Source organism: Pseudomonas sp. rhizo25 (genome assembly GCF_031931935.1).
GTDB classification, from domain to species: domain Bacteria; phylum Pseudomonadota; class Gammaproteobacteria; order Pseudomonadales; family Pseudomonadaceae; genus Aquipseudomonas; species Aquipseudomonas synxantha.
In genome coordinates, this window is sequence record NZ_JAUJXA010000010.1 from 72,884 (window position 1) to 94,084 (window position 21,201).

The 21,201-nt window shown below is 60.0% G+C and carries 15 protein-coding genes; 6 read left to right on the forward strand and 9 right to left on the reverse strand.

Annotated features, from left to right (window positions below; all coding sequences use genetic code 11):
• Positions 1–5: 5 nt before the first annotated feature.
• Positions 6–800, forward strand: a complete 795-nt coding sequence (locus QZR30_RS20325; protein WP_420794073.1) for an APH(3')-II family aminoglycoside O-phosphotransferase — start codon at positions 6–8, stop codon at positions 798–800.
• 74 nt (positions 801–874) lie between these two features.
• On the opposite strand, the gene guaA is transcribed toward QZR30_RS20325, so the two are convergent.
• From guaA to QZR30_RS20345, 4 genes are all read right to left on the reverse strand, one after another.
• Complete coding sequence (gene guaA, locus QZR30_RS20330) at positions 875–2,452, reverse strand: glutamine-hydrolyzing GMP synthase (RefSeq protein ID WP_057013183.1); 1,578 nt, start codon at positions 2,450–2,452, stop codon at positions 875–877.
• Between the two features lie 81 nt (positions 2,453–2,533).
• Positions 2,534–4,003 (reverse strand): IMP dehydrogenase, encoded by a 1,470-nt coding sequence (gene guaB / locus QZR30_RS20335; protein WP_016977684.1) that lies wholly within the window; start codon positions 4,001–4,003, stop codon positions 2,534–2,536.
• A gap of 217 nt (positions 4,004–4,220) precedes the next feature.
• A complete protein-coding gene (locus QZR30_RS20340; RefSeq protein WP_046069432.1) occupies positions 4,221–4,769 on the reverse strand; it encodes a hypothetical protein in 549 nt (182 codons plus the stop codon).
• Positions 4,770–4,911: 142 nt separating this feature from the next.
• Positions 4,912–5,679: a sulfite exporter TauE/SafE family protein gene (locus tag QZR30_RS20345; RefSeq protein ID WP_059396534.1), complete on the reverse strand. Its 768-nt coding sequence runs from the start codon at positions 5,677–5,679 to the stop codon at positions 4,912–4,914.
• Between the two features lie 99 nt (positions 5,680–5,778).
• On the opposite strand from QZR30_RS20345, the gene QZR30_RS20350 reads away from it, so the two are divergent.
• The 5 genes from QZR30_RS20350 to leuA all read left to right on the forward strand — a co-directional run bounded on the left by QZR30_RS20350 (position 5,779) and on the right by leuA (position 15,438).
• Positions 5,779–6,669, forward strand: a complete 891-nt coding sequence (locus QZR30_RS20350; RefSeq protein ID WP_311904044.1) for a LysR family transcriptional regulator — start codon at positions 5,779–5,781, stop codon at positions 6,667–6,669.
• A 10-nt stretch (positions 6,670–6,679) separates the two neighbouring features.
• Complete coding sequence (gene xseA, locus QZR30_RS20355) at positions 6,680–8,059, forward strand: exodeoxyribonuclease VII large subunit (RefSeq protein WP_056847564.1); 1,380 nt, start codon at positions 6,680–6,682, stop codon at positions 8,057–8,059.
• A gap of 3 nt (positions 8,060–8,062) precedes the next feature.
• Positions 8,063–8,884 carry a M23 family metallopeptidase gene (locus QZR30_RS20360; RefSeq protein ID WP_046069436.1) on the forward strand — a complete coding sequence of 274 codons (822 nt, stop codon included), beginning with the start codon at positions 8,063–8,065 and terminating at the stop codon, positions 8,882–8,884.
• 202 nt (positions 8,885–9,086) lie between these two features.
• Positions 9,087–13,352 carry a membrane-targeted effector domain-containing toxin gene (locus QZR30_RS20365; protein ID WP_311904045.1) on the forward strand — a complete coding sequence of 1,422 codons (4,266 nt, stop codon included), beginning with the start codon at positions 9,087–9,089 and terminating at the stop codon, positions 13,350–13,352.
• A gap of 406 nt (positions 13,353–13,758) precedes the next feature.
• Positions 13,759–15,438, forward strand: a complete 1,680-nt coding sequence (gene leuA / locus QZR30_RS20370) for a 2-isopropylmalate synthase (protein ID WP_043046828.1) — start codon at positions 13,759–13,761, stop codon at positions 15,436–15,438.
• A 159-nt stretch (positions 15,439–15,597) separates the two neighbouring features.
• Here leuA and QZR30_RS20375 read toward each other — a convergent pair whose 3' ends face one another.
• The 5 genes from QZR30_RS20375 to QZR30_RS20395 all read right to left on the reverse strand — a co-directional run bounded on the left by QZR30_RS20375 (position 15,598) and on the right by QZR30_RS20395 (position 21,179).
• On the reverse strand, positions 15,598–16,389 hold the full coding sequence (locus tag QZR30_RS20375; RefSeq protein ID WP_046069437.1) for an amidohydrolase: 792 nt from the start codon (positions 16,387–16,389) through the stop codon (positions 15,598–15,600).
• Positions 16,377–17,525, reverse strand: coding sequence for a pyridoxal phosphate-dependent aminotransferase (locus QZR30_RS20380; RefSeq protein WP_311904046.1), 1,149 nt, complete (start codon positions 17,523–17,525; stop codon positions 16,377–16,379). Before QZR30_RS20380 ends, QZR30_RS20375 begins: the two co-directional genes overlap by 13 nt.
• Before the next feature lie 134 nt (positions 17,526–17,659).
• Positions 17,660–19,129, reverse strand: coding sequence for a ribosome biogenesis GTPase Der (der, locus tag QZR30_RS20385; RefSeq protein ID WP_046069439.1), 1,470 nt, complete (start codon positions 19,127–19,129; stop codon positions 17,660–17,662).
• Positions 19,130–19,393: 264 nt separating this feature from the next.
• On the reverse strand, positions 19,394–20,545 hold the full coding sequence (bamB, locus tag QZR30_RS20390) for an outer membrane protein assembly factor BamB (protein WP_046069440.1): 1,152 nt from the start codon (positions 20,543–20,545) through the stop codon (positions 19,394–19,396).
• Entirely contained in the window at positions 20,538–21,179 is a 642-nt protein-coding gene (locus QZR30_RS20395) for a YfgM family protein (RefSeq protein ID WP_003194010.1), read from the reverse strand. Before QZR30_RS20395 ends, bamB begins: the two co-directional genes overlap by 8 nt.
• Positions 21,180–21,201 lie beyond the last annotated feature (22 nt).

The window sequence follows — 21,201 nt, forward strand, 5'->3', positions numbered from 1 at the left end:
CACAGCTGAAACCAGGAAATGAGAACACTGTGAATATCCCGAACACATGGCGCGAACAGTTCCCCCATGCACTGATTGAACAACAGTCTATCGGCGAGTCGCGCGCAGACGTCTATCGACTGCGCAGCGAACAAGGCGAAGACCTGTTCCTGAAATCCGAGCCCCTTGGAGAGTTCGCTGAGCTGGCGGACGAAATCGAGCGCCTGCGCTGGCTGCGGCAACAAGGGCTACCGGCACCAATTGTCGTGGATGAGGTGATAGACCAGGATCGTCACTGGCTACTGATGAGCGCCATGCCAGGAAAGGACCTGGCGACGGTCGACGACCTTCCTGTGGCGCACATCATAGAAATCCTGGCGAGTGCCCTGCGCACGCTGCATCAGGTTCCCACCGCTCTGTGCCCGTTCGATCACTCCCTTGAAGTGCGCATCGCGACCGCACGGGGCCACGTCAACGCGGGCTTGGTCGACGAGACCGATTTCGACGATGAACGACAAGGGCAAAGCGGCGAGCAAGTGTTGGACGAACTGGTATCGACACGGCCAATCATTCAAGACTTGGTGGTGACCCATGGCGACGCCTGCCTGCCGAACCTCATGACAGCAGACGGTCGTTTCAGCGGTTTTATCGATTGTGGCCGCTTAGGCGTCAGTGACCGCTACCAGGACCTGGCCCTGGCAGCGCGCAGCATTACCCAGAACTTTGGACAAGCATGGGTGGCGCCGTTCTTCAAATGCTACGGCGTAGAGCCTGATGAGCAGCGCATTGCGTATTACTGCTTGCTTGACGAGTTCTATTGAAGGCTGCCACATAAAGCAAAACCCCGGCACCATGCCGGGGTTTTGTTATTCAGCATTGACCTGCCAGTGCAGGATCATTCCCACTCAATAGTCGCCGGCGGCTTGCTCGACACGTCATAAGTCACGCGGGAAATACCTTCGATCTCATTGATGATCCGGCCGCTGACGGTTTCCAGCAGTTCGTAAGGCAGGTGCGCCCAACGCGCGGTCATGAAGTCGATAGTCTCTACGGCACGCAGCGCCACAACCCACGCGTAACGACGGCCATCGCCAACAACACCAACCGATTTCACCGGCTGGAACACTACGAAGGCCTGGCTGACCTTGTGGTACCAGTCGGCCTTGCGCAGTTCTTCGATGAAGATGTGATCGGCGCGACGCAGCAGGTCGGCGTATTCCTTCTTCACTTCACCCAGGATCCGCACGCCCAGGCCCGGGCCCGGGAATGGGTGGCGGTAGACCATGTCGTACGGCAGGCCGAGTTCCAGGCCCAGGCGGCGGACTTCGTCTTTGAACAGTTCGCGCAGCGGTTCTACCAGCTTGAGGTTCATTTCCTCAGGCAGGCCACCGACGTTGTGGTGGGACTTGATCACGTGAGCCTTGCCACTTTTGGCGCCAGCCGACTCGATCACGTCAGGGTAGATGGTGCCCTGGGCGAGGTACTTGATGTTGTCCAGTTTGTTGGACTGGGCATCGAATACGTCGATGAAAGTACGACCGATGATCTTGCGCTTCTTCTCCGGGTCGGACTCGCCGGCCAGGTTGTTGAGGAACTGCTCCTCGGCGTTGGCACGGATCACCTTGACGCCCATGTTCTCGGCGAACATGGCCATCACTTGCTCGCCTTCGTGCAGGCGCAGCAGGCCGTTGTCGACGAATACGCAGGTGAGCTGGTCGCCGATGGCTTTGTGCAGCAGCGCAGCAACCACCGAGGAGTCAACGCCGCCGGACAGGCCGAGCAGCACGTTATCAGTGCCGACCTGGGCGCGTACCTGGGCGATGGCGTCTTCAGCGATCTTCGACGGGGTCCACAGAGCTTCACACTCGCAGATGTCGAGGATGAAGCGCGACAGGATGCGCCCGCCTTGCTTGGTGTGGGTCACTTCCGGGTGGAACTGCACGCCGTAGTAACGACGCTCGTCGCTGAACATACCGGCGATCGGGCAGCTTGGGGTGCTGGCCAGGATGTGGAAGTCCTGCGGCATCTTGGTGACCTTGTCACCGTGGCTCATCCATACGTCGAGGCCGAACAGGCCGTCGGCGTCGATGTGGTCTTCGATGCCGTCCAGCAGGCGGCTCTTGCCGACCACGTCGACACGGGCATAACCAAATTCACGCAGCTCGGAACCTTCGACCTTGCCGCCCAGTTGCTCGGCCATGGTCTGCATGCCGTAGCAGATACCGAAGACCGGCACGCCCAAGTCAAATACCGCCTGCGGGCAGCGCGGGCTGTCGGCTTCGTGCACGGACTCGGGGCCACCGGCGAGGATGACGCCTTTAGGGGCGAATTCGCGGATCGCTGCGTCATCCATGTCGAACGGGTGCAGTTCGCAGTACACGCCGATTTCACGCACGCGGCGGGCGATCAGTTGGGTGTACTGGGAACCGAAGTCGAGGATCAGGATGCGGTGGGCGTGAATGTCGAGGGCCATGAAGTCAGTCTCGTCTAATGAATCAGAAACAACTCGGGGCTGAAAGAACAGCCCCGGTTACTTAACGTTTTGCTGGAAGCCTCAACCTACGCGGTAGTTTGGCGCTTCCTTGGTGATCTGCACGTCGTGGACATGGGATTCAGCCATGCCGGCGCCGGTGATCCGTACGAACTCCGGCTTGGTGCGCATTTCTTCGATGTCGGCGCTGCCGGTGTAGCCCATCGAGGAACGCAGGCCGCCCATCAGTTGATGGATGATCGCGCTCAGGGTGCCTTTGTACGGCACACGGCCTTCGATACCTTCCGGTACGAGCTTCTCGGCGCCTGCCGAGGAGTCCTGGAAGTAACGGTCGGAAGAACCTTGCGCCTGGGACATGGCGCCCAGCGAACCCATGCCGCGGTAAGCCTTGTACGAACGGCCCTGGAACAGTTCGATCTCGCCCGGCGCTTCTTCGGTACCGGCGAACATCGAGCCCATCATCACGCAGGAAGCACCGGCGACGATGGCCTTGGACAGGTCACCGGAGAAACGGATGCCGCCGTCGGCGATCAACGGCACGCCTGTGCCTTCAAGGGCAGCGGCGACGTTGGCGATGGCGCTGATCTGCGGCACGCCCACACCAGCGACGATACGCGTGGTGCAGATCGAGCCAGGGCCGATACCGACCTTGACCGCATCGGCGCCGGCTTCGGCCAGGGCCTTGGCCGCAGCGCCAGTGGCGATGTTGCCGCCGATCACTTGCACGTCAGGGAAGTTCTGCTTGACCCAGCGCACGCGGTCGATCACGCCCTTGGAGTGACCGTGGGCAGTGTCGACCACCACCACGTCAACACCGGCAGCAACCAGCGCCGAAACGCGGTCGCCGGTGTCTTTACCGGTACCCACGGCGGCGCCAACACGCAGACGACCTTGGTCATCCTTGCTGGCCAGCGGGTAAGCCTTGGCTTTTTCGATGTCGTTGACGGTCATCATGCCTTTGAGGGCAAACTTGTCGTCGACGATCAGCACGCGCTCGATGCGGTGCTTGTGCAGCAGTTCGCGCACATCGTTCTTGTCGGCGCCTTCCTTGACGGTGACGAGGCGCTCTTTAGGCGTCATCACTTCACGGACGGTGACTTCAAGGCGGTTCTCGAAACGCACGTCGCGGGAAGTGACGATGCCGACCAGGTCGCCATCGTGCAGTACCGGGACGCCGGAGATATTGTGCAGGCGCGTGAGATCGAACAGGTCGCGCACGGTGGCGTCGGCCTCGATGGTGATCGGATCTTTCACCACACCGGCTTCGTAACGCTTGACCTTGCGCACTTCGGCAGCTTGCTGCTCGATGGTCATGTTCTTGTGGATGATGCCGATGCCGCCTTCCTGAGCCATGGCGATGGCCAGACGGGCTTCGGTGACGGTGTCCATGGCAGCGGAAACCAGGGGAATATTCAGCTCGATGCCACGGGTTAGGCGGGTCTTGAGACTGACTTCGTTAGGAAGCACCTCGGAATAACCGGGCACTAGGAGAATGTCGTCGAATGTCAGAGCTTCTTGGCTGATACGCAGCATCGCGGGGGCTCCCGAGCGGGAAAATGGAAGCGCGCCATTATATACATGCACCCTGCCAGGCTCAATGTAAAACTCTGACAAACTTGGTATTACTGATAGATGGAGAAAACCTGCTGCTTTTCTGTAGGAGCGAGCTTGCTCGCGAAGAACGCCAAGGCACCACGTAAAACCAGACAGCCCGCATTATCGTTGATGATTTTCGCGAGCAAGCTCACTCCTACAGTTCGACTTTGACCCAGGCGATCTTCTGGTCCAACCAATCGGCAAACTCGTCGATAAAGCTCTGCTTGAAGCCCGCCTCTGCCCAGTTGTTAAAGATGAACCCCAGGTTGGAAAACCCGCATTCCTGCAGGAACAGGAAGCCGTTGATGTCATCTTCATGCCCACACAGCGGGCAGGTGAAATTGTCGGTGTGGCCGGGCATCCAGTCTTCCAGGCTTTCGAACAGCGCCTCGCCGACTTCCTTGAGGCATTCCGGGCAACCGGCCTCTTCGAGAAAGCCCTTGGCCGGCGTATAGATGCAACGTTTGTAGATGATCTCCAGGCCATTGACCGGCTCATTGAACGGCAGCGCCTCGGGATGCAGCACCACGGCGCGGGCGCCATCGGCCAGGGCGTAGGCCATGCGGTTACCCGTGCGGCCGCAGGTGGTTAACTCTTCCTTGACGATGTTCTTGCGCACCAGCCAGCGCACGATTGCCCGGGCGCGGGGTTCGTGGACCGGCAAGGTGGAGATTTTCGGGACGAGGATGCTTTGGGAGTTCATGGGAGTCCTGCGGTGTGGCGTCTGGCGCCATCGGGGGCAAGCCCCTCCCACCTTTGAACGTATTAACAATTCAAAATGTGGGAGGGGGCTTGCCCCCGATGGCGCCCTAAAGGCTGGCAGCTTAATCCCTGCCCCACACAGGTCAAGTGCTCAAATACCGCCCGATCAACGCAATACCACTGGCCAGCACCAACCAGGTCACCAAACGCACAAACGCTTCACGAGACATGCGCATCGTCAGCCTGCGTCCACACCAAAGCCCGAAGGCCATCGCGGGCAACAGGCAAACCGCCAACATCAACAAGGGCAGATCCGCATATACCCCGGCAATCAGAAACAAACTCAGGCGCACCACCGTGCTGCAACTGATCAGCGCACTTTGTGTGGCCCGCGCCGCGTCCTTGGATAATCGGCTATTGAGATAAATGGCGTATAAAAAGCCGCCACTGCCAAACAACGCACCAAACAAGCCGCCCACTGTGCCCATGGGCACCGACCAACCCGCCGCCAGCCGCGTCGGCCGGGCCTTCACCGCCAGGCTATAAAGGGCGTAGGCGCTGATAAACAGCCCCATCAACAGCAGTAGCAAATCCGAATGCAGATTGAGCAAAAACACCACGCCCAGAGTGCAGCCTATCGCCATGCACGGCAGTAATCGCAGCAGCTCCGGTGTGTTCACCTCCCGTCGCGTTTGCAGCAGGCCGCCAAACGCCGCGACAAAATCCAGCAGCACCAGCAGCGGGATGATCTTCGACAGCGGCATAAACATCAGCAAGACCGGCCCCGCCACCAACGCCGTGCCGAAGCCGGCGATGCCAAACACGATATAGGCCACCACAATGCCCAGGCCGATCACCAGCCAATCCACTGCGCCGAACGACCACTGACTCATCCACTCAACCGCGCTCATGGGCTATTCCTTAAAAGACCTGGCCTTCACTTTAGCCATCGGTGAGTGTTGCGACTAATATCTTCAAAGCCGTCCACCCATCTCTAAAAGGCATGCCCCGTGATTTCTACCCGGCAACTGCGTTACTTCGTCGAAATCGCCGACAGCGGCAGCTTCAGCGCCGCGGCCGAGCGTCTGTTCGTGGCGCAGTCGGCCTTGAGCCGGCAGATCAAGGCGTTGGAAAACCAATTGCAGACCCCCTTGTTCGAGCGCACCGCTCGCCAGCCGCGCCTGACGGCGGCCGGTGAGGCCTTTTATCCACGGGCACGCAACCTGCTGGGTGAGCTGCTCAAGGCCAGCGAGATGGCGACACAGGTGGGCAATGGCCAGCTCGGCACCTTGCGCCTGAGTCATTCGAGCACCGTGCCGATGAGCGGCGCGCTACTGCAGGGCATCAGCACCTGGCTGGAGCGTTGCCCCGGGGTGTCGATGGATATCGCCAAACTCTCCTCCGAGGCTCAGTTGGAAGAAATTGCCGACGGTCGCCTGGATGTCGGCCTGTTGCGCTTGCCGGTGTTGCGCCAGCGCGAAGGGGTGCGCGTGGTGCCGTTGTACAACGAGCCATTGGTGCTGGCGGTGCCGCCAAGTCATCCTCTGGCATGTAGCGACGGCGCTGTGGAATTGGCCCGGCTCAAGGACGAAGCGTTTATCTCGATCCCCCATCCACAACGTGGCGGGCTGAGTTATCTGTCGGCAGAGCTATGCATGCGCGCCGGTTTTTTCCCCAGGGCGGCGCGGGTGATGTCTCGCAAGACTACGCAGTTGCAATTGATCCAGACCGGCTTCGGCATTGCCTTGTTACCCAAGTCCATGCAGGACATCGCCCCTGCCAACCTGCACTTCCTGCCCCTGGCCGACCCGGACTGTCACAGCACCGTAGCCCTGGCCTGCGCGCAGCTGCCGAGCACGCTGGTGGAGCAATTCTGTCAAACCCTGCACGAATGCCTATAAACTGCCGCCCATGATTAAAGATCCCTTTGCCCGCCTGGGCCTGGACCGCGAAGTCCTGACTGTCAGCCAGCTCAACGGCCGTGCGCGGGTGTTGCTGGAAGACGTGTTCACCAATATCTGGGTCGAAGGCGAGATCTCCAACCTCGCCCGCCCAGCCTCCGGCCATGTGTATTTCACCCTCAAGGACAGCGGCGCCCAGGTGCGTTGTGCGCTGTTTCGCAACAACGCGGCACGGGTGCGCCAGGCGTTGAAGGACGGCCTGGCGGTCAAGGTGCGCGGCAAGGTCTCGCTGTTCGAGGGCCGCGGTGACTACCAGCTGATTCTCGATACGGTGGAACCTGCCGGTGATGGCGCGCTGCGCCTGGCCTTCGACGCGCTGAAAGAGAAGCTCAGCGCCGAAGGGTTATTCAGTGCCGAGCGTAAAGTCCCACTGCCGGCGCATCCACAAAGGATCGGCATTATCAGTTCGCCGACCGGTGCGGTGATCCGCGACATCATCAGCGTGTTCCGCCGTCGGGCACCGAACATTGAGCTGACCCTGATCCCCACCGCCGTGCAGGGTCGCGAAGCCATCCCGCAGATTGTGCGTGCATTGAAACTGGCCGACGCACGTGGGTTCGACGCGTTGATCCTGGCCCGAGGCGGCGGCTCGCTGGAAGACCTCTGGTGCTTCAACGAGGAGGCCGTGGCCCGAGCGGTGGACGCCTGCGTGACGCCCATCGTCAGTGCCGTCGGCCATGAAACCGATGTGTCCATCTGCGATTTTGTCGCAGACGTGCGTGCGCCTACGCCATCCGCCGCCGCCGAGCTGCTCGCACCGGACGCCAGCCACTGGGTACGCCAGGTCGACAACCTGCACCGCCGCCTGGTGATGCTGATGCGCAACCGATTGGCCCACGACCGCCTGCGCCTGGAAGGCATGGCCCGGCGCCTGCGTCACCCAGGCGAGCGCTTGCGCCAGCAGGCCCAGCGCCTGGACGACCTTGACATGCGCCTGCGCCGCGCCTTCGAGCGCAGCCTCAATACCCGGCGCGAGCGCCTGATCCGCCTGGAAACCCGCCTCGCCGGCCAGCATCCGGGCCGCCAACTGGCGCTGTTGCGCCAGCGCCTGGATAGCCTCGCCGAGCGCCTGCCCCGCGCCATGCGCGAAGGCCTCAAGGCGCGGCGCCTGCAACTGCAAAGCCAGGTGCAGACGTTGCAGGTGGTCAGCCCGTTGGCAACCCTGGGTCGTGGCTACAGCATCCTGCTCGACGAGCGCGGCCAGGCCATTCGCAATGCCGCACAAACCCACACCGGCCAGCGCCTGACCGCGCGTCTCGGTGAAGGCCAATTGCAAGTGCGGGTGGAAGACAACCACCTGACACCCGTCACCCTTTCGCTACTGGATTGATTGATGCCACGTCTATTGAGCTTGTTGCTGCTGCTGTGCCTGGCCGTTAACGCCCAGGCTGACAGCTATATCACCCGCACCCTGAACAAACCGGTGCCGGGTGGCGTGGCGGTGGTCGAGCTGGGCCCGTCCGCCACGGCGCCGAAGGCTACTTACCAAGGCAAGCCGGTGCTGGTGGTCAAGGAGCAGGACAACTGGCTGGCGATTGTCGGCATCCCTTTGACGGTCAAGCCTGGCAACGAGCGCATCAGCAGCGGCGGGCGCAATCTGCCGTTTATCGTCGGCTACAAGAAGTACCCGGAACAGCGCATTACCTTGAAGAATAAAAGCCAGGTCAATCCAGCCCCTGCGCAGCTCAAGCGCATCGAAGGGGAACTGGCCGTGCAGCTCAAGGCTTACCGCAGCTTCAGCCCTACCCTGCCAAGCAACCTGGTGCTGGACAAACCGGTGAATGGTCCGCTGTCGAGCAGGTTCGGCGTGCGCCGTTTTTTCAACGGTGAAGAACGCAACCCGCACTCAGGCCTGGATTTCGCCGTGCCGGCCGGTACGCCCATCAAGACGCCGGCGAACGGCAAGGTGATCCTGGTCGGCAACTACTTTTTCAACGGCAATACCGTGTTCGTCGACCATGGCCAGGGCTTTATCAGCATGTTCTGCCATATGTCGAAGATCGATGTGAAAGTGGGTCAGCAACTGGTCCGCGGTGCGGTGGTGGGCAAGGTCGGCGCAACTGGCCGAGCCACCGGGCCGCATATGCATTGGAATGTCAGCCTTAACGATGCCAGGGTCGACCCGGCAATTTTTATCGGCGCATTTCAGCCTTGACAGCCATGCCTGGGCGCCTTCCCCTGCGCGCCCTTCTCTTTCCTCCCGCCTAGCCTGAACTGCACCGATTTCACTGCAACACGCTCGCTCCTGCTTACATTTGCAGCAGGAACCACCGGATGGTCAATACGCACCCAACCTACGCGTTACCGGGAGCGTAACGACGATATGAACAGCCCATTCATCCTGCGAGTGCCCGCTTATGCCTATTCTTCTAGAGGCTGCTCCGCGCAGCCCCTTTGACGCCTTTTATCGTCTCTATGTCGACAACGCCGGCGTCCATCGTCCAGCCGATACACACCAATCTACGTCCTCGCCGCCAGCGGCCTTGAGCTATGCCCCAGACGATCTGGCGCTGCCCACGTCTTCCGGGATTGCCCCCGTCGGCGTGCATTACCCCAAGCTTGTGAAGCAGTTCAACGTCAGTCACCAGCGCGCGTTCCTTACCCAGCACGACAGCCTCACGCAAGAGATGCAACGCCTGCAAAGCGAACAACCGAGTTTCAAGGCCTTTGTGCAAGCGCAACTTGAACAGGCCTTTCCAGACCTGCGCCCCCTCGCCGCCGACACCATCAGTTTCAATCGCTACCGCAGCGACGGCGACGACGAAACACCGCTGTCATCAGAACCTCTGATGAAGGCCCTCGGTGAAAAGGTGCGCAACATCCTGGCCAACCCGAATACGCTCCTGCACGCAGAACGCAAGGTACGTACCGAATTCACGACTCGCCCCACGCCTGCCGATGAGCCCAAGACGTTGAGCACCTCCAGCTCATTGCAATCAATTGCACGCGCCATTGCCACGCAGTATCCGGCGTACCTGCAAGCGTTCTGGAGTACGCCACGGCTGACGCCGATGGATGCACAGATCGAGAAAATCCTGAACACCCCGCAACTGCCGAAAGTCCCGCAAGACCAACTGCTGAGCCTGCACAAACAACAACTGTCGACCCTGGCCGCGCTGCGTGTCAGCGACGGCACCCTGAGCCCGGCCAGCAAACGCTTGATAGATATCGCCCTGCAATATCCCACGCTGGCCGATCGGGAACGCCAGTTCCCCAACGGCGCACGCGCGGGCGTGTATCCCATCACCCTGGATGACGGCACCGAGCACGGTGCCATGCTGGCGGGCAGTTTCCTTATCACCAGCACCGACGGCTGCGCAGCCACCCCGCCAACCTGGTCAAAAGACGGCAGGCGCCTTGCTCTCAATGACCTCAATGGCCCCGTCGTGCTGTACACACCCGGTGAGGGTTTCGAGGAGTTTGCCACCCCGGCTCAGGCACGCCAGGCGTTGGCGGCACGCCTTGACCAGGGCGGAATAGACGCCGAACTGCTGCTGCAAACCGCGCCGTTGTCTGTACAAAACCAACCCGAAGCGCCTTCAGGCAAAGACCTGATGCGCAGTGTTGAACCCCTGAGCGGCGACGTGCTGGCAGAAGCAATCCCCTTGATGCTCAAACGCCAGGAGACGCAGATCAATGCGCACCTGGCCCAGGCATTGGCGCCATCAGTCACTGGCGCCGGCAGCAACGCCTTGCTGGATCCAGCGTCAATACAAAGCCTCGATGACGCAGCAGATGCACTCTTTGTATTCGATGGCACCAATGCCATGCTGGCACGCGACGCCAAGCTGGCCGAAAAGCTGCAACCGCAATGGTTGAAAACCCTCGAACCGGTTCAAGAAGCGCTCTTCGAAAAGCTGGAGCATTCCGAAGGGGAAAGTTCGCGCCAGTTGGCCTCACTGCTGGAAAAGATCCCGTCCCTGGCGGATTTTTCCCGGGATCGGCTGAACCAAGCGCTTAGCCGACAGTACCCGAGGGCACGCCTGAATGCTGACCAACTGATGGTTCAGGTCGACACTCGCACAACCATTCACAGCAGCCGAGGCAGTGGTGCCAGGACCACTTTTCCCGCTCAGCGCTCAGTGTCCCTGACCGACCTGGCATTGCAAAACCCCAGCGGTTTTCCAGCCGTCGAACGCGGCCAATTCACCCATACCACTCTGACGCTGCCGCTGGTCGACACCCAGGGCAAGCCCCTCATCGACGCCAAGGGCAAGCAGGTGATACTCGATACCGAAACGCTCAAAACACTGGTCAATACCGCAGATGTGGGCGGCGAGTACACCAAGCTGCTTGAACAGGAGCTGGCGCCTGATACGGCGTCGGGGCCTGCTGCGCAACTGCGCCAGGCCTGGAAAGCCAACCTGAACGACCTGATGGCCAAAGAAAGCTTTCTCGCCGAGCTCAACCCCGATGCCTATCAAACAGAGGCTAGCCAGGACAAATCGACAAAACGCGCTGCGCAATGGGTCGCTGCGGTGCTGGATTATCCCGACCCGGCCAATCGCCCTCAGGTTGATGGCAAGACCATCGTCGCCAACAGCCTCGTGCAATACGGCTTACCCGTCCAAGGCGTGCTCGTGATCGGCAATCAAGTGGATTCATCGCTGGTGCTGTACGCACCCGATGCTCCAGATGGCGTAGTGTTTCGTGAGGTCGCTGACCAGGCCGCGCTGAACACCCTGCTGGAAAAAGATGAGTGGACGGCCTACACCGCCCGAAGAAAATCACCGGTAAATAAAGATGACTTCGTCTCGTTCATTGAGACCGCCAAGAAGCGCCTGGCTAACCCATTGGCGATAAAAGATCCTTATGAAATAACCAGCCTGGCCGTCCAGGCGTTAAAGCTCAAAGGCGGCGATCTGACTCTCGAGCCGATAACAGGCAATGTAGAGGATCACCTGTATAAGCAACACGTGCAGTTGGTGATAGACAAGGCTGACTACCAGTCCGTCAGCAGTGCAGAAGTAGCGGCCCAGTCGAAAATCAACAAAGTCGAGTTCGGCATTGAAGTGGGCATGCTGTTGCTGGACCTGGTACCCGTACTCGGCAAGGGCCTTTCCGCCGGTGCTCGCCTGGGCAAAGCGGCGGTGACTGCGCTGCGCGCCAATAGCCAGCTGTTGCCACACCTGATCAAGAACCCCGGCCTGGGCCGTGGGATCTACGCCGACTTTACCCTGGCCGCAGCGCGCATCCCCAACCTTCGCGCTTCGTCAATGCGGCCGGTATTCAATGCGTCAACGACTGCCGTCGCCAACCCGATACGCCCCGCCGCAAGGGCGCTGCCTGCGCCGGCTAGCCCCGCACCCGCTATCGCCTCCACTAGCAGAGGTGTGGAACAAGGTGTCGTGCAGACACCGGCCCTGGGGGTCGCTCCAAGCCGCGACCTGAGCGCCTACGCCAAACCCGACGATATAATCCTTGGTCGTCAGTTAGGCACCAACGGTACCTATAATGTCGACGACAATTGGTATATCCGCTTCACCGATAGCACTGGCGTGAACAAGGTTTATCAGATCGACTCTGCATTTCACGCCAGCAGTGGGCAGGCCAATATCATCGACCCCAATGCTCCGCTGACGAGGAGCAAAAGCAGCAGGATCGTGGCGTCGGTGGAACACGCAGGCAACGGTGAATGGCGCCTGAATCGACTGCCCGGAGGAGCACCGACGCCGGTAGCAAATGCATCGGGATCGGGATCGGCTTCAGGGTCAGGGGGGTCAGGGTCAAGCTCAGCTTCAGCTTCAGGATCACAAGCAGTAGAAGCGCCAGCATCGACAGCGCAAGCGCCCGCCAAGCAGAAGTTAACCGACCACGAATATTTCAGCATCACCGACGGCAGGTTGGTCGAAAATCACTTTACCCCCGCAAGACTGCCCGTATTCAGAACCTGGTTCAGGCGCGACTTGATTCACTTCTATCGGAACATGCTTACGCCCGGCCAGATGCCGCCGCGCCCGCCTCGGCTGGAGCTTGCACCCGGCACGTCGCCCGCCGATCTCTTGCGCAAGGCTTATGACGTCACTGACATTGTGATATTGGGCGAGTCTCATCGCGAAATCGCGAGTTTCCAGATGATCAAAGAATGCATGCCAGCCCTCAAGGAGGCAGGCGTCACCACCCTGTATCTTGAGAACATCGAACTCAATGCCGCAGGCCAGCTTATGGATGTCGGCATGGGTGGTCATCGGCCACCAGGCGCGTCTCCCACACTCTCCGAACTGGTTAAGCTTGCCAATGACAATGGTATAACCGTCAGGCCCATTGAGCATCACTACTTGACCCGCCGTTCGGATATGCCCGATTTCTACAAGTACGTCGGGGACAATGACAATGGCATCACACGCCTGCAGGAACTCAACTACTTCGCGACCCGTGTCATACAAAAGCGCAAGCCCGGCGAAAAAGTACTGGCCCTGGTAGGCAGGGCCCATATGAACACGGCTCGCAACGTACCAGGCCTGGCCGAACTGAATGGCGGCATAGGTATAGGGGTGTACCCGAACACTTCATTCTCCAAGAGCACGGCCATCAGCGGCCCATCCATCCAGCGCGATCCCGGGGCCGGGGTAGCGGACAGCCTTACGGTAGGGGATTATCAGGTTTTCCAGCAAGTGACCTGAATGTGTTAGTCGCGCATGGCCTGCGCAATGGCGAACCGATCGCCATTGCGTTGTGCACGCCTGAACTATGCGACAAAACCCGAACTCAATAAATTGCGCGCTGCTTAAAAGCAGCGCAACAACAACAAATATAAAAAATAATAACCGCAATAATTAACCTTAAAACCGCATAAAATCAGAAAATCTATCAATTTTTCCTGATCACTTGCCATCTCCCCTGCCCACGGTTAGGGTTGGGCTTATGAAAACCTCTCACACCCTCATTCAGCTTCGCCAGCACCGCAGCCTGTGCCTTGTCAGCGCACGACTGCCAGGCTGAATCGATCTGCCTCGTCCCAAGCTCCATCCCCAATAACAGTTGCATGGCAGGCCGCCTCTTCTCGGCCCCTACACAAAGGATTTCCCGATGAGCATGCTCAAAGACCCGTCTTCCAAGTACCGCGCGTTCCCGACTATCGATATCCCGGACCGCACCTGGCCCTCGAAAACCATCACCACCGCGCCGATCTGGTGCAGCTCCGACCTGCGTGATGGCAACCAGTCGTTGATCGAGCCGATGGACGCTGCGAAGAAATTACGCTTCTGGAAAACCCTGGTCGCGGTTGGCGTAAAGGAAATCGAAGCGTCGTTCCCGGCTGCCTCGCAAACCGATTTCGACTTCGTGCGCACCCTGATCGAAGACAACCACATCCCCGAGGACACCACCATCCAGGTGCTGACCCAGGGCCGTGAAGACTTGATCGCACGCACCTTCGAATCCCTGCGCGGTGCCAAGAAGGCCATCGTGCACTTGTACAACGCTACGTCGCCGTCGTTCCGCCGTATCGTGTTCAACCAGGACAAGGATGGCATCAAGGCCATCGCAGTCAACGCGGCCAAACTGTTCGTCAAATACGCTGCGCAGCAGCCGGAAACCCAGTGGACCTTCGAATACTCCCCGGAGACCTTCAGCGCAACCGAGCTTGAGTTCGCCAAGGAAGTCTGCGACGCCGTGATCGAGGTGTGGAACCCGACGCCCGAGCACAAGATGATCCTCAACCTGCCGGCCACGGTTGAGTGCGCCACACCGAACATCTATGCCGACCAGATCGAGTGGTTCGGCCGCCATATCAACCGTCGTGACAGTGTGATCATCAGCCTGCACACCCACAACGACCGTGGCACCGGCGTTGCCGCCACCGAACTGGGCCTGATGGCCGGCGCCGACCGTGTCGAGGGCTGCCTGTTCGGCAACGGCGAGCGTACCGGCAACGTCGACCTGGTGACCGTGGCGCTGAACCTCTACACCCAGGGGGTTAACCCCGAACTGGACTTCTCCGATATCGACGGCGTGCGCAAGGTCGTCGAGGAGTGCAACCAGATCCAGGTGCACCCGCGTCACCCGTATGTGGGCGACCTGGTCCACACCGCGTTCTCCGGCTCCCACCAGGACGCGATCCGCAAGGGCTTCGCCCAGCAGAAAGACGATGCGTTGTGGGAAGTACCGTACCTGCCGATCGACCCGGCCGACATTGGCCGCAGCTACGAAGCCGTGATCCGCGTGAACAGCCAGTCGGGCAAAGGCGGCATCGCCTACCTGCTGGAGCAGGAATACGACATCAGCTTGCCGCGCCGCATGCAGATCGAATTCAGCCAGGTGGTCCAGGCCGAGACCGACCGCGTTGGCCTGGAAATGACCGCACCGCAGATCTACGCCTTGCTGCAGCGCGAATACCTGCAAGCCAACACGCCGTATGCGCTGGTCAGCCATCGTCTGCAGGAAGAAAACGGCAACAGCTTTGTCGAGGTGGAAGTCTCCGGCAAGGGCCAGGGCGAGACCAACCTGCACTGGAAAGGCAAAGGCAACGGTGCGCTGGAAGCCTTGGTGGCTGGCCTGCCGATTGGCGTGGAGATCATGGACTACAACGAGCATGCGATCGGTGCAGGCACCAACGCCAAGGCGGCGGCCTACATTGAACTGCGTGTGAATGGCGAGCGTCCCGTGCATGGCGTGGGTATTGATGAAAACATCACCACCGCCAGCTTCAAGGCGCTGTTCAGCGCGCTGAACCGCTCGTTGAGCCAGTTGGAAGCCAAAGCGGCGTAATCGGCTGCTGAAATGTGAAAGGCCCCTGGGTGTGAATCCAGGGGCCTTCTCGTTTCAATACCTTGTAGGAGCGAGCTTGCTCGCGAAAAACCCAAAGGCACCGCTGGCAACCTGATAACGCTGCGTTATCGTTGGCGCTTTTCGCGAGCAAGCTCGCTCCTACAGGAACTGGAAGCTATCGGCATCCAGGTTCGCTGGAAACCTGGTGCGATAAGCAGCCAACTCCGCCGCATCCAGAATCACCTGGAACACCCCGTCCGCCTCCCCTGCACTCAGCAAGGTTTCACCTTGGAAATCCAGCACCTGGCTGTCGCCGGTGTAGGCGAAGCCCTTGCCGTCCGTGCCGACGCGGTTCACCGCCGCCACGTAACACAGATTCTCGATGGCCCGCGCCGGCAACAAGCGGTTCCAATGCTGACGCCGCGCACCGGGCCAATTGGCGGTGTACAGCAGCAAGTCGGTGTCCTGGGCATCGCGACTCCATACCGGGAAGCGCAGGTCGTAGCAAATCAGTGGGCGTATGCGCCAGCCCTTCAACTCAAACTGCACCTGGCGTTCACCGGGGGTGTAGTGATCGTGCTCACCGGCCATGCGGAACAGGTGACGCTTGTCGTAATGCAACACCTCGCCATCCGGCCTTGCCCACAACAGGCGGTTGCGGTGGCTACCGTCGGCGGCCTGGATAATCACGCTGCCAGTGATCACCGCGTTGTATTTGGATGCCTGCGCCTGGAGCCAGTGATGGGTCGGGCCGTTTTCCGGCTCGGCGAGCGCTTCGGACTCCATGGAGAAACCGGTGGTGAACATCTCCGGCAGTATGATCAGGTCGGCGCCATTGGCCTGCTCCAGCAGCAGCTCAAAATGCTCAAGGTTAGCCTGACGGTCATGCCACACCAGGCTGGTCTGGATCAGGGCGATGTTCAGATTGGGCAGTGCACTCAGATCACGCATAGCTTTTCGGCTGCTTGTTGCAGCGTCTCCTCGCGTTTGGCAAAGCACAGGCGCACCAGGCGCTGGCCTTGGGGTGGGTTCTGGTAGAACACCGAGACCGGTATGGTCGCCACGCCGTGTTCGCGGGTCATCCACAAGGACATGGCAATGTCATCCAGGTCTGGGCGAATCTGTGAGTAATCCACCAGTTGGAAATAAGTGCCGCTCACCCGGGTAAAACTGAAGCGGGATAGCCCCAGCAGGTCGCAAAACATGTCGCGCTTGGCCTGGTAAAAGGCCGGCAGTTCTTCGACATGCTCCGGGTGATCAGCCATGAAGTCAGCCAAAGCGTACTGCAAAGGGGTCACGCCACAAAAGTTGACATATTGATGCACCTTGCGCAGTTCGGCACTGAGGGCCGGGGGAGCGACCACATAGCCGGTTTTCCAGCCGGTCACGTGATAAGTCTTGCCGAAGGAACTGACCACGAAAGCGCGCTGATACAACTCTTCGTGGGCGAGAACGCTGACGTGTGGCACACCGTCGAACACCAGATGTTCGTAGACCTCATCGCTGACCAGGTAGATATCGCGGTCGCGGATCAGTTCGGCCAACTGGTCCAGCTCGGCACGGCTGATCAGCGCGCCAGTCGGGTTATGGGGCGAGTTGATGATGATCATGCGGGTGCGCGGTGACAGTGCCGCCTTGATCTTCTCGAAGTCGAGGGCAAAGCCGTCCAGGCTCAGTTGCACGTGCACGCAACGACCACCGGCCAGCTCCACTGAGGGCTCATAGCTGTCGTAGCTGGGGTCGAACACGATGACTTCATCGCCATTGCGAATCACCGCCTGGATCGCGCAGAAGATCGCCTCGGTGGCGCCAGGAGTGATGGTCACCTCGCTGTCGGCATTGACTGTGGCGCCATAACTGCGAGCAATTTTGGCAGCCACCTGCTGCCGCAACACGGGCAAGCCGGTCATGGGCGCGTATTGGTTGTGACCCAGAGCGATATGCTTGCCCACTGCGTCGAGCAAACCTTGCGGTCCATTGAAATCCGGGAAACCCTGGGACAGGTTGAGCGCGCCGGTTTCAGCAGCGAGTTGCGACATGGTGGTGAAAATGGTCGTGCCGACGTTCGGCAGCTTGCTGGTGATCATCGGAGGCCCCTGCAGGTGAGCCTCAAGTTTTAAGCTGCCAATTGCATCGGGTCAAGGCACAAACGGCCGCGCATAAAAAAGGGCTCCAAAGGAGCCCTCTCTTGCAGCTTGTCGCTCACAACTTATAGCGCCTGCTATTTCTTGTCGCGACGCTTCTTGTCGGCCTTCTTGTGGTGAGTCATCAAACGACGCTTCTTGTTCACCTGACGGTCGGTCAGTGTGTTCTTGTTGCCTTCGTATGGGTTCTCGCCACCCTTGAACTCGATGCGGATCGGCGTACCGACCAGTTTCAAGACTCGGCGGTAAGTGTTTTCCAGGTAACGCACGTAGGACTTGGGCACCTTCTCGATCTGATTACCATGGATCACGATAATCGGCGGGTTGGCACCACCCAAGTGGGCGTAACGCAGTTTGATCCGGCGGTTGTTGACCATCGGCGGGGCGTGCTCGCCCACGGCGTCTTCGAGGATCTGGGTCAGGCGGTTGGTCGGCCAGCGGGTGACCGCAGACTTGAACGAGTTCTGTACGGAGGCGTAGAGGTTGCCCACGCCGGTACCGTGCAGTGCCGAGATAAAGTGGATGTCGGCAAACTCAACGAAGAACAACCGACGCTGCAGCTCGATCTTGACGAAATCGCGCTCGCTCGGCGTCATGCCGTCCCACTTGTTGATCGCGATCACCAGGGCCCGACCGGCTTCCAGGGCAAAGCCCAGCAAGTTGAGATCGTGGTCTACCACGCCTTCGCGGGCATCCATCACGAAGATCACCACGTTGGCGTCTTTGATCGCCTGCAGGGTTTTGACCACGGAGAACTTTTCAACTTCTTCGTGGATCTTGCCGCGCTTGCGCACACCTGCGGTGTCGATCAGCGTGTACTTCTCGTCGTTACGCTCGAACGGGATGTAGATACTGTCGCGGGTGGTGCCGGGCTGGTCGTAGACGATAACGCGGTCTTCACCGAGCATGCGGTTGACCAGGGTCGACTTGCCGACGTTCGGGCGACCGATGATGGCGATCTTGATACCGTCTTTTTCGCTCGGGCCAGGAATGCGCTTGGCTTCCTCGCCTTCGGCAACGATCTCTTCATCACCCTCTTCTTCCTCGACGTCATCCTTGGGGAAATCGCGCAGGGCAATTTCCAGCATCTGGGTGATACCGCGACCGTGGGCACCGGCGACCGGGATCGCGTCTCCCAGGCCCATCGGGCTGAATTCGGCACGGGCTGCCTCAGGATCGATGTTGTCGATCTTGTTGGCGACCAGATAGGAACGCTTGTTACGCTTGCGCAGGTGCTCGCCAATCATCTGGTCGGCAGCGGTGTAGCCGGCGCGGGCGTCCACCAGGAACAACACGACATCGGCTTCTTCAATGGCCAGCAGCGACTGCTCGGCCATCTTTTCGTCCATGCCATGCTCGTCACCGGAGATACCACCGGTGTCGACGATAATGTAGGAGCGCCCTTGCCACTTTGCCTCACCGTATTGGCGATCACGGGTCAGACCGGACAAGTCGCCGACGATGGCGTCGCGAGTCCTGGTCAGGCGGTTGAACAAGGTGGACTTGCCGACGTTAGGTCGGCCCACCAGGGCGATTACGGGAACCATGCGGCTCTCCACTTCGTTATTTCAGAAAATACAAAAGCCGCTGCAGGGCAGCGGCTGGTGCTCGGGGCGGCATTTGAAATGCCACATGCCCTGCTCTGGCACCACCACTGTAGGAGCGAGCTTGCTCGCGAAAAACCCAAGGACGACGCGTCTATCCAGAAAACCCGCGTTATCGTTGAAGTCCTTCGCAAGCAAGCTTGCTCCTACAGCAACAGGCATTGAAACAGGGCCGCCTGGGGGGTTACCCCAAGCATAGTCAAACCTTTACTTGATGGTCAGGGCTTCCAGCGTGCCGCCGTTGCCATACACATAAAGCATGTTACCTACCACCAGCGGGCGTGCACGCAGGCCGTCGCTGTCGATACGCTGGCGACCCACAAAGCGACCGTCCACCTGGCTCAGCAGGTGCAGGTAACCTTCGAAGTCACCTACCGCTACGTAGCTGGAGAAAACTTCCGGAGCCGACAGTTGACGGCGAGCCAGTGAGTCGTTGCTCCACAGTGCGGTGGTGGAACGCTCATCGACGCTTTCAACCGTGCCGGAGGCCAGGCTCACATAGACGCTGCCAAACCCTTGGGCGACACCTGCATAGCTGGAAGCATCACGCTGCCAGTTGATGCGGCCGCTCTGCAGGTCCAGCGCAGCAACACGGCCCTGGTAGGTGGCGACGTAGAGGGTTTCGCCCGACAGCAGCAAGCCACCGTCGATGTCCACGACGCGATCCAGCTCGGAACGACCTTGTGGGATAGCCACACGGGTTTCCCAGGCCGGCACGCCGTTCTGGGTATTCAAGGCGACCACTTTACCGGTCGACAGGCCAGCAACGGCGAGGTTGTTGGTCACAATCGGACCACTGGTACCGCGCAGGGTCAACACCGCCGGGGTGCTGTCGTATAACCAGCGCTGGTCACCGGTGGAGGCCTCCAGGCCGATCACGCGGTCATCCTGGGTTTGTACCACGACGATATCGCCGTTGGTCGCAGGTGCCGAGAGCACTTCACTGGTCACGCGAGCGCGCCATTTTTCTTCGCCGGTGCTGGAGTCGAGTGCGACCACGTCACCTTTGAGCGTGCCGATCAGCACCATACCGTAGCCGACGCCCACACCGCCGGAAACCGGCAGCTCGAGGTCTTTCTTCCACTTCACGTCGCCATTCATGCGATCCATGGCAATGACAACGCCAGTGGAGTCGGTGGCGACGATGTTGTCGCCGTCTATGGCCGGCTGCAACAGATTGTAGAGGTCGCCCTGACCATCACCGACGGAGCGGCTCCATTGCTTTTGCAGGACCACTTCTTCCTTGAAGCTGGTCAGCTCGGCAGGTGGCAGTTCTTTTTTGCTGTTGCTGCTGCAACCCGCGGCCAAAACGGCCAGAGCCAGCAATGCTGCATGTTTCCAACGGATCACGTCACGCATCCCCTTTGGCCAAGTCGTCGAGCTTGATTTGTAAGCCACCGACCGCCGCTTCATCAGACAGCGCCGCCTTGGCTTTTTGGTACGCAGCATGGGCTTCGTCGGTACGACCCAATTGGACCAACAGGTCGCCCTTGAGCTCTTCGCGAGTGGCCACGAATGCCTTGTCAGCATCGCCGTCGAGCAGTTTGAGTGCTTCGTCAGCCTTGTTCTGTGCCGCCAATACCTGTGCCAGGCGCTGACGTGCGATTTCACCCAGGGTCGGGTTGGTCGGCTTGTCGGCGATGGCCTTCAGCTCAGTGGCGGCATCATCCAGCTTGCCGGTATCAACCGCGACTTTCGCGACGAACAGGCTGCCGTACTGGGCGTAGGTGCTACCGCCGAATTCGTTCTTCAGCTTGCCAGCCAGGTCTGCAACCTGCGCGGGGTCAGGCTTGCCGTCCGGCGTCAGGGTGGTTTCCAGCAATTGCTGATAAACGATCGAGGCGCCTTGGGACTGGTTGGCCTGATACTTGGTCCAGGCTTGCCAGCCGAACACCACCACTAACGCCAGCAGGCCGCCAGTGACCAGGGGCTTGCCGTTACGCTGCCACCAGTCCTTGAATTCGGCCAGTTGCTCATCATCAGTACTCGACACCCCAATACTCCTTAATCGCTAA

Coding starts and splice junctions, on each gene's coding strand:
- guaA (WP_057013183.1), bottom strand. CDS start 2,452: ATGGCCCTCGACATTCACGCCCACCGCATCCTGATCCTCGACTTCGGT.
- guaB (WP_016977684.1), bottom strand. CDS start 4,003: ATGCTGCGTATCAGCCAAGAAGCTCTGACATTCGACGACATTCTCCTA.
- QZR30_RS20340 (WP_046069432.1), bottom strand. CDS start 4,769: ATGAACTCCCAAAGCATCCTCGTCCCGAAAATCTCCACCTTGCCGGTC.
- QZR30_RS20345 (WP_059396534.1), bottom strand. CDS start 5,679: ATGAGCGCGGTTGAGTGGATGAGTCAGTGGTCGTTCGGCGCAGTGGAT.
- xseA (WP_056847564.1), top strand. CDS start 6,680: ATGATTAAAGATCCCTTTGCCCGCCTGGGCCTGGACCGCGAAGTCCTG.
- QZR30_RS20360 (WP_046069436.1), top strand. CDS start 8,063: ATGCCACGTCTATTGAGCTTGTTGCTGCTGCTGTGCCTGGCCGTTAAC.
- QZR30_RS20365 (WP_311904045.1), top strand. CDS start 9,087: ATGCCTATTCTTCTAGAGGCTGCTCCGCGCAGCCCCTTTGACGCCTTT.
- leuA (WP_043046828.1), top strand. CDS start 13,759: ATGAGCATGCTCAAAGACCCGTCTTCCAAGTACCGCGCGTTCCCGACT.
- QZR30_RS20375 (WP_046069437.1), bottom strand. CDS start 16,389: ATGCGTGATCTGAGTGCACTGCCCAATCTGAACATCGCCCTGATCCAG.
- QZR30_RS20380 (WP_311904046.1), bottom strand. CDS start 17,525: ATGATCACCAGCAAGCTGCCGAACGTCGGCACGACCATTTTCACCACC.
- der (WP_046069439.1), bottom strand. CDS start 19,129: ATGGTTCCCGTAATCGCCCTGGTGGGCCGACCTAACGTCGGCAAGTCC.
- bamB (WP_046069440.1), bottom strand. CDS start 20,545: ATGCGTGACGTGATCCGTTGGAAACATGCAGCATTGCTGGCTCTGGCC.